The following is a 15,343-nucleotide window of genomic DNA, read 5'->3' as shown; positions in this document are numbered from 1 at the left end:
TGTAGCGGTCGACACGGTGGGACACAGGGCGAACTGGGCGCCAGGCAGTCTGTGATCCGGCCGGAGCCCTGGGGGGCGGTCGGCCAATCGGATCAAGCGGAGCTGGGTCAGCCAATCCATCGAGCAGGTGCCGCGTGCACCTGTGCCCGAACCCGTGCCGGTCCACCCGCCGGCCGGACACCCCTGCCCGGACACCCGTGCCTGGCGGGGGCCGCGACGACCGCCCGTGACTCGGGCCCGACAACGTGAACCGCGAACGAATGGTGGTGGGTAGTGTGACCTTGACCGAGCCGGCCTCGCAGGATGTCAACGCCGACGAACAACGGCCTCAGTTGAGCCTGGGAACCGCGGCCGCACGCAACCTGGCGACGACGACCAAGTCCGAGCCGCAGATGCAGGGCATCACCTCGCGCTGGCTGCTGAAGCTGCTGCCCTGGGTGGAGGCCAAGGGTGGCGCCTACCGGGTGAACCGGCGGCTCAGCTACGCCGTCGGCGACGGGCGGGTCACCTTCACCACCACGGGTTCCGAAGTACGGGTGATTCCGCAGGAGCTGTGCGAGCTGGCGCTGCTGCGCAGCTACGACGACGTCGAGGTGCTGACCGCGCTGGCCGACCGGTTCGTCCAGCAGGAGTTCCAGCCCGGTGACGTGATCGTCGAGCGCGGCCGCCCGGCCGACCAGATCTGCCTGATCGCGCACGGCAAGGTGGACAAGATCGGCGTCGGCAAGTACGGCGACGAGTCGGTGCTGGAGACGCTGATCGACGGCGACCACTTCACCTACCGGGCGATCCTGGAGTCCGACGACTTCTGGGAGTTCACCGTCAAGGCGATCACGCCGTGCACGCTGCTCACCCTGTCGCAGGACGCGTTCGAGGAGCTCGTCGGCCGGTCCGACAGCCTGCGCCAGCACATCGAGCAGTTCCGCCGCAGCCCCGAGCGCAGCGAGAACGAGTTCGGCGAGGCGGCCATCGAGATGGCGGCCGGTCACCAGGGCGAGGCCGAGCTGCCCGGCACGTACGTCGACTACGAGACGACTCCGCGCGAGTACGAGCTGAGCGTCGCCCAGACCGTCCTGCGGGTGCACACCCGGGTAGCGGATCTCTACAACCACCCGATGGACCAGACCGAGCAGCAGTTGCGGCTGACCATCGAGGCGCTGCGCGAGCGGCAAGAGCACGAGCTGGTCAACAACCGCGACTTCGGCCTGCTGCACAACGCCGATCTGAGCATGCGGATCCCGACTCGCACCGGCCCGCCCACGCCCGGCGACCTGGACGAGCTGCTCAGCCTGGTCTGGAAGGAGCCGGCCTTCTTCCTGGCCCATCCGCGCTCGATCGCCGCGTTCGGCCGGGAGTGCACGAAGGCCGGGGTCTACCCCGACAGCATCGACGTCGGCGGGCACCGGCTGCCGGCCTGGCGCGGCGTACCGATCTTCCCGTGCAACAAGCTCGGGATCAGCGACACCCGGACCAGCTCGATCATGCTGATGCGCACGGGGGAGGACAGCCAGGGCGTGATCGGTCTGCACCAGACCGGCCTGCCCGACGAGTACGAGCCCGGGCTGTCCGTGCGCTTCATGAACATCAGCGAGAAGGCGATCATCAACTACCTGGTCAGCGCCTACTACTCGACCGCCGTCCTGGTCCCGGACGCACTCGCCATCCTCGAGGGCGTAGAGATCGGCCGGGAAGGCTAGACCATGGCGCAGCCCTACCAGCTGCCCGACTTCTACGTGCCCTATCCGGCCAGGATCAACCCGAACCTGGAAGGAGCCCGGGCACACAGCAAGGCCTGGGCGTACGAGTTCGACATGATCGACGTTCCCCAGCAGGGTAAGGCGATCTGGGACGAGCACGACTTCGACTCCCACGACTACGCGCTGCTGTGCGCCTACACCCATCCCGACGCGACCGGGCCGGCGCTCGACCTGGTGACGGACTGGTACGTCTGGGTGTTCTACTTCGACGACCACTTCCTCGAGCTCTACAAGAAGACCCGGGACCTGGCCGGCGCGAAGGCCTATCTCGATCGGCTGCCGGCCTTCATGCCCGTGGAGGGCCCGATCACCGCGATCCCGGAGAACCCGGTGGAGCGCGGCCTGGTCGACCTGTGGAACCGCACCATCCCGTCGATGTCACCCGGCTGGCGCAAACGCTTCGTCGGTACGACGGAAGCGCTGCTGGCCGAGTCGCTGTGGGAGCTCACCAACATCAGCGCCGGCCGGATCGCGAACCCGATCGAGTACGTCGAGATGCGCCGCAAGGTCGGTGGTGCACCCTGGTCGGCCAACCTGGTCGAGTACGCCGTGAACGCGGAGGTCCCGGTCGCGATCGCGGGCACCCGGCCGATGCAGGTGCTCAGCGACACGTTCTCCGACGGGGTCCACCTGCGAAACGACCTGTTCTCGTACCAGCGTGAGGTGGAGACCGAGGGCGAGGTGAACAACGGCGTCCTGGTCGTGGAGCGCTTTCTCGGGTGCAGTCCGCAGGAGGCGGCCGAGCTCGTGAACGACATCCTCACCTCGCGGCTGCACCAGTTCGAGAACACAGCGCTGACCGAGATCCCGCCGTTGCTGGCGGAGAATCTGGTCGGTCCGGAGGGCCAGCTCGATGTCCTGAACTACGTGAAAGGCCTGCAGGACTGGCAGTCCGGCGGTCATGAGTGGCACCTGCGGTCCAGCCGCTACATGAACAACGGCGGTAAGGCCGCGTTGGGCGGACCAACCGGGCTGGGGACGTCCGCCTCGCGCATCCTGTCGTCGCTGGTCGCGACAGCGCCGTACCGGATCAGGAGCCACAGTTTTGTCCCGCACCGGGTGGTGGGGGAGACGCCGTTACCGGACTTCTACTTGCCTTATGCACCTAAGCGCAGCGCGCATCTCGACGCAGCACGCGAGCATGTGCGGGAGTGGTGTGCGGAGATGGGCATGCTCGACGGGGTGGTCTGGGATGCCGACTACCTGGAGGCCAACGATCTGCCCTTGTGCGCGGCCGGAATTCACCCCGACGCATCGCCGGAAGGGCTGAACCTTTCGTCGGACTGGCTGGCCTGGGGCACGTACGCCGACGACTACTACCCGGTCGTGTTCGGCCGGAACCGGGACATGACCGGGGCGAAGGCGACGACGAAGAGGTTGTCGGACCTGATGCCGATCGAAGGGCCGGCGGCCACGCTGCCGGTCACCCCGTTGGAGCGTTCGCTGGCTGACCTGTGGGTCAGGACGGCCGGGCCGATGAGTGTCGAGCACCGGCAGGACTTCAAAGCAGCGGTCGACATCATGACCGACAGCTGGCTGTGGGAGCTGGCCAACATGTTCCAGAACCGGATCCCCGACCCGGTCGACTACCTCGAGATGCGCCGGCGGACGTTCGGCTCGGATCTCACCATGAGTCTGTGCCGGATCGGGCACGGTCGCACGGTGCCGCCGGAGATCTACCGGTCCCGGCCGATCCGGGCGATGGAGAACGCTGCCGCCGACTACGCCTGCCTGCTGAACGACGTCTTCTCGTACCAGAAGGAGCTCCAGTTCGAGGGCGAGTTCCACAACATGGTTCTGGTGGTGCAGAACTTCCTCGGCTGCGACCGCGACCGGGCCCTCGGCCTGGTGAACGACCTGATGACGGCGCGGATGCAGCAGTTCGAGCACCTGATCGCGGTCGACCTGCCGGCCCTGTTCACCGATTTCGGTCTCGACGACGAGGTCCGGCGCACCCTCACCGGGTACGCCGGGGAACTGCAGAACTGGATGTCCGGAATCCTCGTCTGGCACGCCGGCGTCGATCGCTACAAGGAAGCCGCATTGCTGAGCCGGGCAGCCGAACCGGCCAAACCGCTGCGAGTCCTCCGTGGTGCCACCGGGCTGGGCACCTCCGCGGCTCGTCTTCCCAGACCACGGCAGCTCGTCGGGGCGCAACGAATGGACGGTGCATCGTGACCGCGATCGATCAGGAAAAGCCGCAGCTCAGTCTCGGGACCGACGCCGCCAGGCAACTGGCGACCACCACCAAGTCGGTGCCGCAGATGCAGGGCATCTCGCCACGGTGGTTGCTCAGGATGCTGCCCTGGGTGGAGACCCAGGGCGGCGCGTACCGGGTCAACCGCCGGACCAGTTTCGCGGTCGGCGACGGCCGGCTGAGCTTCTCGGCGACAGGTGCCGACGTCCGGGTGATCCCGGCCGAGCTCACTGAGTTGCCGCCGTTGCGGGACTTCGCCGACGACGACGTACTGACTGCGATGGCGGATCGGTTCTACCAGCAGGAGTACCAGCCGGGGGACGTGATCGCGGAGTTCGGCAGCCGGGTCGACGACGTCGTACTGATTGCCCACGGCAAGGTCAGCAAGGTCGGCACCGGTCCGTACGGCGACGACACCGATCTGGGGACTGTTGCCGACGGCGACTATCTCGGCGAAGGGCTGCTCACCGAGCCGCCGGAGAACCTCTGGGAGTACACAGCCAAGGCGTTGACCCAGTGCACGGTGCTGAAGCTGCACCGCAACGACTTCAACAACTTGGTGGGGCAGTCCGAAGCGCTGCGGAATCATCTGGACGAGGTACGCCGGCGCCCGCAACGGCCGCAGAACAAGAATGGTGAGGCGGCCATCGAGGTCGCTTCCGGCCACGCTGGTGAGGACGAGCTGCCGGGGACGTACGTGGACTACGACCCGGCGCCGCGCGAGTACGAGCTGAGCGTGGCGCAGACGATCCTCCGGGTCCAGACCCGGGTAGCAGATCTCTACAACCAGCCGATGAACCAGACCGAGCAGCAGTTGCGGCTGACCATCGAGGCGTTGCGGGAGCGGCAGGAGTCCGAGCTGATCAACAACCGCGACTTCGGGCTGCTGCACAACGCGGACTTCAGCCAGTGCATCTATACCCGGACCGGCCCGCCCACCCCGGACGACTTCGACGAGCTGCTGACCCGGCGCCGCAAACCACGGCTCCTGCTCGCGCATCCGCGCGCCATCGCGGCGTTCGGCCGGGAGTGCACCCGCCGGCACGTGATGCCCGAGACGGTCGAGGTCGAGGGCCGCCGGGTGCACGCCTGGCGCGGCGTACCGCTGCTGCCCTGCAACAAGATCCCGATCACCGACACCAACACCACCTCGGTGCTGGTACTGCGGACCGGACTCGAGGACGAAGGCGTCATCGGCCTGCGGCAGACCGGCCTGCCGGACGAGGTCGAGCCCGGTCTGAACGCCCGGTTCATGGGTATCAACGACCGCGCCGTCACCTCCTATCTGGTGAGCACCTACTACTCGGTGGCCGTGCTCGTCCCGGACGCGCTCGGCGTTCTGGAAAACGTCGAACTCGGTGGATGAGGAGCAATGTCATGTCCACTCTCCAAGAGGCGAGTCAAGCCGCCGGTGCCGGCCGGTCTGCTCAGCAACTCCTGGCCTGGAGTCGCGACCAGGTCGAACCCGCACTCCGCGCGGCCGTCGCCGGCATGCCGCTGGCCACGCAGCGGATCACCAACTACCACTTCGGCTGGGAGGACGAGGAGGGAGCTCCAACCCGTGCCGACGGCGGCAAGGCCCTCCGCCCGGCGCTGGTTCTGCTGGCTTCGGAAGCCGTTGGCGGTACTGCGGAAGCTGCGGTTCCCGCCGCCGTAGCGGTGGAGCTGGTGCACAACTTCTCCCTGCTGCACGACGACGTGATGGACTGCGACCTGACCCGGCGGCACCGGGCGACCGCGTGGTCGGTGTTCGGTCTGGGCCCGGCGATCCTGGCCGGTGACGCGTTGCTCAGCCTGGCGTTCGACGTACTGGTTGACAGCGGCAACGAACGCGCGGGGGACGCGGCCCGGATGCTCGGCTCGGCGGTTCAGGAGCTGGTGGACGGGCAGTTGTCCGACTCGTCGTTCGAGACCCGCGACGACGTCGTCCTATCGGAGTGCGTCCGGATGGCACAGCTCAAGACCGGCGCGCTGCTCGGCTGCTCCACGGCCCTCGGCGCGCTCTTCGGCGGCGGCCGGGCCGAGCAGATCGACCGCCTCCGCCTGTACGGCGAGGATCTCGGGCTCGCCTACCAGTACGTCGACGACCTGTTGGGGATCTGGGGAGATCCGAAGGTCACCGGCAAGCCAGTGCACTCGGACCTGCGCCGGCGCAAGAAGTCGCTACCCGCGGTCGCTGCGCTGATGTCGGGGACGGAGGCCGGCCGCGAGCTGGCAGCCATGTACCGCCGCAAGGACGACCTGTCGGATGCCGAGCTGGCGCAGGTGGCGGACCTGATCGAGACGACCGGAGCGAAGGAGCAGAGCCAGTTGCAGGCAGACGCTCTGCTGTCCGCGGCCTTGGGGGAGCTGGCCTCGGCCCGCACGGTCCAGCCGGCCGCGGGCGAGCTGGAACGACTGGCCGGATTGGCCACGCGCCGCGATCACTGAAGGGGGAATCGATGACGACACGCACCATCCTGCTGGCTTCGCCGCGCTCGTTCTGCGCCGGTGTCGAGCGGGCCATCGAAGTGGTCGAGCAGCTGCTCGAACGGCGCGGCCGTCCGGTCTACGTCCGCAAACAGATCGTGCACAACGCCCACGTCGTCGCGGAACTGGAGAGCCGCGGCGCCGTCTTCGTGGACGAACTGGACGCCGTACCGGAGGGCGCGACGGTCGTCTTCTCGGCCCATGGCGTCTCGCCGGCGGTCCGGGACGAGGCGGATCGGCGAGGCCTGGACGTGATCGACGCGACCTGCCCGCTCGTCACCAAGGTCCACGCCGAGGCCCGCCGGTACGCCGGGCGGGGCGACACGGTGGTCCTCATCGGGCACGCCGGACATGAAGAGGTCGAGGGAACGATGGGGGAGGCGCTGGACCGGACTGTGCTGGTGGAGACCGTCGAGGACGTCGCCCGGCTCGAGGTCGAGGATCCATCCCGGGTCTCCTACCTGACCCAGACCACCTTGGCGGTGGACGAGACGACCGCCATACTCGATGCCTTGCGCAACAAGTTCGGTGCGTTGCGAGGACCCGAGGCGGCCGACATCTGTTACGCGACGACCAACCGCCAAGAGGCGCTGGCCGCGATCGCGGACGAGTCGGATCTGGTTCTGGTGGTCGGTTCGACCAACTCCTCGAACTCGCGCCGGCTGGTCGAGCTGGCACTGAAGCGTGGCACACCGGCCCACCTGATCGACGACGCGACGGACATCGATGCCCATTGGCTCGACGGCGTACGGGTGATCGGCCTAACCGCCGGTGCGTCGGCGCCACCGCGCTTGGTCGACGAAGTAGTCGACTGGGTGCGCGGCTTCGGCCCGGTCGAGGTGGTCGAACGAGAGCTCACCCGGGAAACGATCCACTTCACCCTGCCGTCCACAGTGAGACAGCCATGACGGCCGCCGGCCAGGCTCCGCCGCGTTCCGCTCTACCGATCCAGCTCGGCATGCCTGCCGCGCCCGCTCCGCGACGCAGGTCGCGCTCCCTGATGGTTGGCAGCGTCGAGGTCGGTGGCGGAGCCGCCGTGTCCGTGCAGTCGATGACGACGACGCCGACTGCTGATGTGGAGGCGACTCTGCGGCAGATTGCTGAGTTGACCGCGGCCGGGTGTCAGATCGTGCGGGTGGCGGTGCCGTCGCAGGACGATGCGGACGCGCTGCCGGCGATCGCCTCGAAGTCGGGGATCCCGGTGATCGCCGACATCCACTTCCAGCCGAAGTACGTGTTCGCCGCGATCGAGGCGGGGTGCGCCGCGGTCCGGGTGAACCCGGGCAACATCCGCAAGTTCGACGACCAGGTCAAGGAGATCGCGCGGACGGCCGGTGACGCGGGGGTGCCGATCCGGATCGGGGTGAACGCGGGCTCGCTCGACCAGCGGCTGTTGGCGAAGTACGGGAAGGCCACACCGGCGGCGCTCGTGGAGTCGGCGCTGTGGGAGTGCTCGCTGTTCGAGGAGCACGGGTTCACCGACCTGAAGATCTCGGTGAAACATCACGACCCGCTGGTGATGATGGCCGCCTATCGCGAACTGGCGAAGCGCTGCGACTACCCGTTGCACCTGGGCGTGACCGAGGCCGGACCGTTGATGCAGGGCACGATCAAGTCGGCCGTCGCGTTCGGCGTCCTGCTGGCCGAGGGGATCGGCGACACCATCCGCGTCTCGCTGTCGGCCCCTCCGGTCGAGGAGGTCAAGGTCGGAATCGGAATCCTGGAGTCGCTCGGACTGCGGCCGCGCCGGCTGGAGATCGTCTCCTGCCCGTCGTGCGGCCGGGCGCAGGTGGACGTGTACAAGCTCGCCGAGCAGGTGACCGCCGCGTTCGAAGGGTTCCCGGTGCCGTTGCGGGTGGCCGTCATGGGCTGCGTGGTCAACGGTCCCGGCGAGGCACGCGAGGCCGATCTCGGCGTGTCGTCGGGCAACGGCAAGGGCCAGATCTTCGTGAAGGGCGAGATCGTCCGGACCGTACCGGAGAGCCAGATCGTCGAGGCGCTGCTCGAAGAGGCGATGAGCCACGAGTGGCCGGGGGCAAGTGAGGGGGATGTATGAATCTGGTGGTGAGTGGGCTCTTCTGGGTCGTCGGCGTGATGGTGGTGACCGCGGTGCTTGCGTTCATCCTGCGGCGGGCGCGGCAGCGGGTCGGCCGGGAGGCGAACAACGAGGTCGCCGGTCAGGTCTTCACGGTGGTCGGTGGTGTGAACGTGGTGATCGCCGCCTTCGTGCTGATCTCGCTGTTCGACGCGATGGACAAGGCGCAGGACACGACGTACGACGAGGCGAACGCGCTGGTCGCGGTGCAGTGGGCGAGCGAGTCGCTGGCCGAGCCGGAGCGGTCGAAGGTGCAGCAGCTCACCAGGTCGTACGCGACTGTGGTGTCCGAGCAGGAGTGGCCGGACATGCGGGCGGGCCGGCCGGTCCATCCCGAGGGGTGGGAGCTGCTGACCAGTTTGCAGTCGACGGTCGAGCAGGCGAAGACGACCACTGAGCGCCAGGAGAACAGCCGGGTCGACGCGGCCGCGCAGGTCTGGAACGTCTACCAGGCCAGGCAGGTCCGGCTGAACTCCAGTGGTAGCGGGGTCAGCGGCGTCGTCTGGTTCGCGATCCTGGTCGGCAGTGTGATGTCGGTGGCGCTGATGTTCCTGTTCGGCGGGCCGGGCGTGTACTCGTACGCGATCATCGTGTCGATGCTGTCCGGCGCGATCGGCCTGCTGCTGTTCGCGATCTACCAGCTGCAGAACCCGTTCAGCGGCGGCGCGAGCGTGGGACCGGATGCGTTCGTGTCAGCCCTGGCCAGGCTCGGCAGCGGCGGTTGACGGTGAGACGCTCAAACCCTCATCCGGTACTGCGTGACGCGGCCGGCGCGGCTGCCTTCGTCCTGGCCGGCGTCAGCACCGTGCTGGCCGCCGACTCGTCGGAGGCAGTCACCGAGTGTTCGATGCTGCAGTTCCAGACGGCGGGCCATCACTCGTTGTCGCGGCTGGCGCGGATCGACCTGCCGTCGGGCCGGAGTACTGACCTCGGGCGGCTCGACTACCAGATCAACGCGGCCGGGTACTCGAAGGATCAGGACCTCGTCTACGGGATCGCCGCCCGGGACAAGTCGGGGTGGTTGCGTCGGCGGCCGATCCTGGTGACCGTCGATCGCCGCGGCACAGTCACCGAGCTCGGTCCGGTGAGGGTCGGTGTCGGTGGGGTCGCCGACCCGACGGCCGGGACGGTGGCGGGGTCGCGGTTGTACCTGCGCGACCACCATCGGCTGTACACGATGGACATCGACCCGCGCAGTACGACGTACAAACGCGTCGTGAAGGTGGTCCGCTTGTCGCCGGTGCTGCTGACGCTGTCGATGGACGACTTCGCGATGGACTCCCGCAGCGGGTTGCTCTACGGCATCTCGACGCTGGGTCACAAGGCCCGGATCGTCAGCCTGGATCCGCACCGGGGCACGGTGAAACTCGTCGCCGAGGTCGGGGGTGCGCCCGGCCACGACTCGTACAGCTCGGTGGTGATGTCGGGCAGCAGCCTGTACGCCGTCCGTACGGGCGGCTCCCGCAGCCGCCTCTACCGGATCCGCCTGGACGGCTCGGCCACCCAGTTGGCGACCCTGCCCGCCCTCACCTCCTCCGACGCCGCCGGCTGCCTCCACCAAGCCCCACCGCCCCTGCCACCGCAGCCCCCGCCACCGCAGCCCCCGCCGCCTCCTCCTCCGCCTCCTCCTCCTCCGCCTCCGCCGCCGACGCAGCCGCCGCCATCGACGCCGAGGCCCACGTCTGCGCCGTCCTCGCCACTGCCGACCCTCAGACCACCCAGGCGAACCCCCGTGGTCACGCCCAAACCCACGCCGACTCCCACCCCGACCCGACGCCCGTCGGCACGCCCGACTCCCGCACCCACCCCGGCGCCCGAGCTCCCGCCACCCCCACCCCCGACCCCAACCCCCACGCCGACTCCGCGGCCGACACCGAACCCACCTGCGTCGACACCTGCCGAGATCACCATTGCCCGGCAGACGGCAACCAGTCCGGAGCCCCCGGACCAGACGGTCCAGGTCCTCCGTCGCTGGTCCCTCGCCACCCTCCTGATGGTCCTCGCCGGAGGCGCCGCGATGGCTGCCCAACGCCGAATGCGCCGATGACGTTCGCGAAGCTGGTGGGCAGAGACCAGGAGTTGCGCGTACTGCGAACCGCGGTGCGCGCCGCTCCTGGCGTGGTACTCGTGGTCGGGGAAGCCGGGGTAGGGAAGTCCCGGTTGGTCAGCGAGGTCCAGGAGTCCCACTCGGTGCGGTGGCTGACCGGCCAATGCCGCCCGGTCGAGGACCAGTTGCCGCTGTCCCCCGTGATCGAAGCCCTGTCCGAGCCCGTACTCCGTTCCGGCAGCCGCCACGCGGTCTTTACCTCAGTGCTCGATCAACTCGCCGGCACCGGACCGGCCGTCTTGCTGATCGAGGATCTGCACTGGGCGGATCCGGCAACCCTGCAGCTGTTGCGATTCGTCGCCGGCCGTCTTCCGCGTGACCTGGTGCTGATCGGTACCTATCGCGAGGAGGACACCCAACTCGCGGGGGAGATCACCGCGCTGGCCGGCTGCGTCCCGGCCGGGGCGAGAGCCACCGAGGTCCGGCTGCGGCCGCTCAAGCGAACCGGCGTACAGGATCTGGCGGCTGGGTTGCTCGGAGTGAAATCGTTGCCGCCTTCGCTGACTGCTGCGTTGATCGAGCGCACCGGCGGGCTTCCGTTCGTGATCGAGGAACTTCTGCGTGGGGTGTCGATCGGGAAGGGCACGATCGATACCTCGGCCATCGTCAGGGCATTGGCGGACAAGCCTGCGCCGGTCGCCGTCCGGGCGTCGCTCACGATCCGGCTTCAGCAGATCCCGGACCACTGCCGCGAAATGATTCGTGCGGCCGCCGTCCTCGACGCGCCCGCGTCGGAGGCGCTGCTCGGCGCTGTCGCGGACATGTCGGGCAGTCAGCGGCTGACCGCGCTGGACACCGGAATCGCCCGTGGTCTGCTCGGTGAACCGAAGCCGGGACTGTACGACCTGCGGCACACGCTGGCCCGCCGGGCGATCTACGAGACGATCCCGCCGGACGAAGTACGGCGGTTGCATCGGCGGTCGGCAACTGCGCTGGCGGCCGTCGAACCTCCGGATCATGCGCAGATCGCGGAGCATTCGCGGCTCGGTGGATCGTTGCGGGACTGGATGATCCATGCCGAACTCGCCGCGGATCAGTGCTACACCCGTGGTGACCATGCCGCGGCCGCCGCGCAGTTGACCGAGATGTTGCGGATCGAGGCTCTGCCTTGGAGTGATCGCGCCCGACTGGCCGCCAAACTCGGGCCAGCCACTGCGGCTGGTGGGGTGGGGATGGACGCGGTCGCGACGATGAAGGCTGTGCTGGCGGAGTCGACCGTTGCGAGCCCGGTTCGCGGGCGGCTGCGACTGGCGCTCGGGCTGCTGCTCCAGGAGCGGGCCGGGGAGATCAGTGCGGGCCGCCGCGAACTGCTCGCTGCGGTCGGCGAGCTGGGCGAGGATCCGGAGTCAGCCGCGTGGGCGTTGTCGGCGCTCGCTGTGCCGACCGCGGGGACGGAACCGATCGCCGAGCAACGCGACTGGCTGGAACGCGCGCTGCTGCTGGTCGGCGACGACACGGAGGGGGAGGCGCAGGCTGCAGTACGACGGAATCAGGCGCGCTTCCGGCTCGCACTGGGGGAGGTCGACGAGGCTGAGGGTGTCGAGATCGCGAGCGGGCTGGCGTGGCTGGGGCACGACCGGCGGAGTACGGCGTTGCTGGACCGCGCCGCGGAGACCGAGAATCCCCTCACCAGAACGGAGATCGCGGCGACCCGAGCCCGGCTGGACTTTGCCGCCGGCAACTGGGAGGGACTCGCCGATCGGGTCGCGCGGGCCTGGCGTGAGGCCGCGGATCTTCCACTGTTGCGAGCCGAACTCGATCTGGTCAACGGTCGGCTGCGGTTGGCGCAGGGAGATGTTGCTGGCGGCAAGGAACTTCTGGAGTCGGTGCTTGTGGCAACCGTGGATGGGCCTTGGCCGATCCGGGTGGCGGCCACAGCTGCGCTCGCCCGGTATGCCGATCCTACCGGGACTGCGTCGGCGTTGGCGTCGGTGGAGGAATGTCTTGCGATGGTGATGCGCAAGGACGGCTGGGCGTGGGCGGGGGAGCTGATCGCAGTGGCTGTCGGGCGACGTGATGACGCGGCGGATCGGTTGGCGAGTGAATTTGCTGCGGCTGTTGCGAAGCGGGACGCGCCGGCCGCCGCGGCAGCGGCATCATTGGTTCGTGCCTTGACGGAGGATTCGGTGGAGTTGTTTGGTGATGCCGCTGAGCAGTTCCGGGTGATCGGCCGACGCTACGTCGAGTACGTCGCGCGGGAAGGTCGCGGCCTGCGGTTGCTCGCAGATGGTCTTCCCGACGAGCTCCTGTCGGTAGCCAACACCTACGAAGCGATGGGCGCGCGCGGCGACGCTCGCCGATGCCGGGAGGCACTGCGGGGAGCTGGGATCGCCGTCTCGCCGAAACGCGGCCGGCGCGGCTACGGGAACGCGCTGTCTCCGCGTGAGTTGGAGGTCGCGCGACTGGCCGCCGAAGGGCTGACCAACAGCCGGATCGCGGCCACGCTGACCTTGTCGGTCAGCACTGTGGAGGATCACTTGTCGCACGCTATGCGCAAGCTGAAGGTGCGGTCGCGCCACGACTTGGCGCCGCTGATCAAGCCCTGATCCCGGCTGCGGAGCCGGGACCAGGACGCGATCGTCGTCAGTCGGTGAAGATGGCCGGATCGCTGACGCCGGCTTCACCTGTTTCGACGTGGCCGGCGAAGCGCCGGGAGAAGGCGCTGTCGGTGTCGGCGACCACCGTGACGTCGTACCACTGCTTGCTGTGATGCACGTTCAGCATGTACTGCGCGCTGCGGCCCTTGAGCACCCTGATCCGCTTGGGCCGGCCGTCGTAGGAGTTCGTCAGGGTGAAGACGACATCCTTCGTGCTGCTGTTGGTCAGCGTGAAGTCGAGGTCGTGCGTGCTGCTGTTGTGCCGGGCGGTGACTTCCAGGCCGGTACCGGGCTTGCCCTTGAAGCCGCGGACGAAACCGTTCGGGCCGTGCACGATCAGGTCGGTCACGCCGCCGGAGTACACGGTGTTCCAGGTGTCCGCGATCGTCTCGCCGGCTTCGGTCGTGTAGGTCCACGGGCCGTCGGTGCGATTCCCGGAGGTGACCCAGAACTGCGCTCCCGCTTGGTTGCCAGAGGCAAACGTCAGCTGGTACTTGCCGGCTTGGGTGGCGCCGTCGACGTACGGTGCATAGGGCAACGGCCGGGTCCGTCTGGTTCCGCGCTCCTGGACCGGCATGGCGCCGACTGCGGGAGGTGTCGGCCGGTAGTCCGGGTGCCGCTCGTGGTCCGGCGGCTCGTACGCCGAGGTGTCGGGCAGCTGGCCCGGTTGCGCGGCGTCGGCGCTGAAGTCGAAGGCCGAGGTGAGGTCACCACAGATGGCGCGGCGCCACGGCGAGATGTTGGGCTCGTGGACGCCGAACCGGCGCTCCATGAACTGGATGATCGAGGTGTGGTCGAACACCTCGGAGCAGTTGTAGCCGCCCGTGCTCCAGGGCGACACCACGATCATCGGGACGCGCGGGCCGAGACCGTACGGGCCGGCCTTGTAGCGGGAGCCGCCGGCGTACAGGTCGGGGGTGACGTCGACGGTGGACAACCCCTGCGATGCCGAGGCGGGTGGGAGCGGCGGCACGATGTGGTCGAAGAACCCGTCGTTCTCGTCGTAGGTGATGAACAGCGCCGTCTTGCTCCAGACCTCGGGGTCGGAGGTCAATGCGTCGATGACCTGGGAGATGTACCAGGCGCCGTAGTTCGACGGGAAGTTCGAGTGCTCGGTGAACGCCTCCGGGGCGGCGATCCAGGAGATCTGGGGGAGGTTGCCACTCGTGACGTCCGCCCGGAGGTGGTCGAAGAAGCCTTCGCCGGCCTTCGCGTTCGTCCCGGTCCGTGCCTTGTCGTAGAGCGGGTTGCCGGGGGAGGCGTTGCGGTAGTTGTTGAAGTACAGCAGCGAGTTGTCACCGTAGTTGCCGCGGTACGCGTCCTCGATCCAGCCCCAGTGGCCGGCGGCGTCCAGGCCGTCGCCGATGTCCTGGTAGATCTTCCAGGAGACACCGGCCTTCTCCAGCCGTTCCGGGTACGTCGTCCAGCCGTAGCCGAGCTCGTCGTTGCCGAGCACAGGGCCGCCGCCGGTTCCGTCGTTACCGGTGTAGCCGGTCCACATGTAGTAGCGGTTCGGGTCGGTCGCGCCGATGAACGAGCAGTGGTAGGCATCGCAGACGGTGAACTTGTCGGCGAGGGCGTAGTGGAACGGGATGTCCTCGCGGGTCAGGTACGCCATCGTCGGCGGCGTCTTGGCCGGCACCCAGCGGTCGTACTTGCCGCCGTTGATGGCTGCCTGACCGTCGGGCCAGCTGTGCGCGAGACCCTGCAGGAACTGCATGCCGAGATCGTCGGCGTCGGGATGGAACGGCAGCACGTCCTTCGTCCCGTCCGACTGGTGGAAGACCGACTTGCCGCTCGGCAGCGTCACCGGCCGCGGATCACCGAAGCCGCGGACTCCCCGCAACGCGCCGAAGTAGTGGTCGAAGGAACGGTTCTCCTGCATGAGCACGACGATGTGCTCGACATCCTCGATGCTGCCGCTGCGGCGGCTGGCCGGGATCGCGGCGGCCTGCTCGATCGTGCTCGACATCGCCGCGAGGGCGGCACTGCCCCCGGCGAGTTGCAGGAACCGGCGGCGGTTGAGTTCTGGCATGGGCGGATTCTCCTCGTCGGGCGGAACGGGAACGAGAACAACAGGTAGCAGAACTGTGAAGAAAGCTGCGCGTAAATCGTCGGTTC

Annotated in this window: 10 protein-coding genes; 9 read left to right on the top strand and 1 reads right to left on the bottom strand. The window is 68.4% G+C overall.

Annotation, left to right across the window (positions count from 1 at the left end):
• The first annotated feature begins 275 nt into the window (after positions 1-275).
• The 9 genes from ACQPYM_RS25225 to ACQPYM_RS25185 are packed head-to-tail and all read left to right on the top strand — an operon-like array spanning position 276 to position 13,171.
• Complete coding sequence (locus tag ACQPYM_RS25225; RefSeq protein ID WP_433004555.1) at positions 276-1,697, top strand: family 2B encapsulin nanocompartment shell protein; 1,422 nt, start codon at positions 276-278, stop codon at positions 1,695-1,697.
• Positions 1,698-1,700: 3 nt separating this feature from the next.
• The gene (locus ACQPYM_RS25220) at positions 1,701-3,935 is read left to right on the top strand and encodes a terpene synthase family protein (protein WP_433004552.1); all 2,235 of its coding nucleotides are present in this window, start codon (positions 1,701-1,703) and stop codon (positions 3,933-3,935) included.
• Positions 3,932-5,320: a family 2B encapsulin nanocompartment shell protein gene (locus ACQPYM_RS25215; RefSeq protein WP_433004549.1), complete on the top strand. Its 1,389-nt coding sequence runs from the start codon at positions 3,932-3,934 to the stop codon at positions 5,318-5,320. Before ACQPYM_RS25220 ends, ACQPYM_RS25215 begins: the two co-directional genes overlap by 4 nt.
• A gap of 11 nt (positions 5,321-5,331) precedes the next feature.
• Positions 5,332-6,384 (top strand): family 2 encapsulin nanocompartment cargo protein polyprenyl transferase, encoded by a 1,053-nt coding sequence (locus ACQPYM_RS25210; RefSeq protein ID WP_433004547.1) that lies wholly within the window; start codon positions 5,332-5,334, stop codon positions 6,382-6,384.
• 11 nt (positions 6,385-6,395) lie between these two features.
• Entirely contained in the window at positions 6,396-7,331 is a 936-nt protein-coding gene (gene ispH / locus ACQPYM_RS25205; protein WP_433004544.1) for a 4-hydroxy-3-methylbut-2-enyl diphosphate reductase, read from the top strand.
• Entirely contained in the window at positions 7,328-8,479 is a 1,152-nt protein-coding gene (gene ispG, locus ACQPYM_RS25200) for a flavodoxin-dependent (E)-4-hydroxy-3-methylbut-2-enyl-diphosphate synthase (protein WP_433004541.1), read from the top strand. Before ispH ends, ispG begins: the two co-directional genes overlap by 4 nt.
• The gene (locus ACQPYM_RS25195; RefSeq protein ID WP_433004538.1) at positions 8,476-9,243 is read left to right on the top strand and encodes a hypothetical protein; all 768 of its coding nucleotides are present in this window, start codon (positions 8,476-8,478) and stop codon (positions 9,241-9,243) included. The genes ispG and ACQPYM_RS25195 overlap by 4 nt, the downstream gene beginning before the upstream one ends.
• Before the next feature lie 2 nt (positions 9,244-9,245).
• Complete coding sequence (locus ACQPYM_RS25190; RefSeq protein ID WP_433004535.1) at positions 9,246-10,565, top strand: DUF6923 family protein; 1,320 nt, start codon at positions 9,246-9,248, stop codon at positions 10,563-10,565.
• Entirely contained in the window at positions 10,562-13,171 is a 2,610-nt protein-coding gene (locus ACQPYM_RS25185; protein WP_433004532.1) for an ATP-binding protein, read from the top strand. The genes ACQPYM_RS25190 and ACQPYM_RS25185 overlap by 4 nt, the downstream gene beginning before the upstream one ends.
• Before the next feature lie 37 nt (positions 13,172-13,208).
• Here ACQPYM_RS25185 and ACQPYM_RS25180 read toward each other — a convergent pair whose 3' ends face one another.
• Positions 13,209-15,257, bottom strand: a complete 2,049-nt coding sequence (locus ACQPYM_RS25180; protein WP_433004529.1) for a phosphocholine-specific phospholipase C — start codon at positions 15,255-15,257, stop codon at positions 13,209-13,211.
• Between the last annotated feature and the right edge of the window lie 86 nt (positions 15,258-15,343).

The sequence above is a fragment of the Kribbella sp. CA-294648 genome (assembly GCF_050943845.1).
Lineage (GTDB): Bacteria > Actinomycetota > Actinomycetes > Propionibacteriales > Kribbellaceae > Kribbella.
The sequence above is the reverse complement of the archived record's forward strand: the minus strand, read 5'-3'. Positions and strand labels throughout refer to the sequence as shown.

Coding starts and splice junctions, on each gene's coding strand:
- ACQPYM_RS25220 (WP_433004552.1), top strand. CDS start 1,701: ATGGCGCAGCCCTACCAGCTGCCCGACTTCTACGTGCCCTATCCGGCC.
- ACQPYM_RS25210 (WP_433004547.1), top strand. CDS start 5,332: ATGTCCACTCTCCAAGAGGCGAGTCAAGCCGCCGGTGCCGGCCGGTCT.
- ispH (WP_433004544.1), top strand. CDS start 6,396: ATGACGACACGCACCATCCTGCTGGCTTCGCCGCGCTCGTTCTGCGCC.
- ispG (WP_433004541.1), top strand. CDS start 7,328: ATGACGGCCGCCGGCCAGGCTCCGCCGCGTTCCGCTCTACCGATCCAG.
- ACQPYM_RS25195 (WP_433004538.1), top strand. CDS start 8,476: ATGAATCTGGTGGTGAGTGGGCTCTTCTGGGTCGTCGGCGTGATGGTG.
- ACQPYM_RS25185 (WP_433004532.1), top strand. CDS start 10,562: ATGACGTTCGCGAAGCTGGTGGGCAGAGACCAGGAGTTGCGCGTACTG.
- ACQPYM_RS25180 (WP_433004529.1), bottom strand. CDS start 15,257: ATGCCAGAACTCAACCGCCGCCGGTTCCTGCAACTCGCCGGGGGCAGT.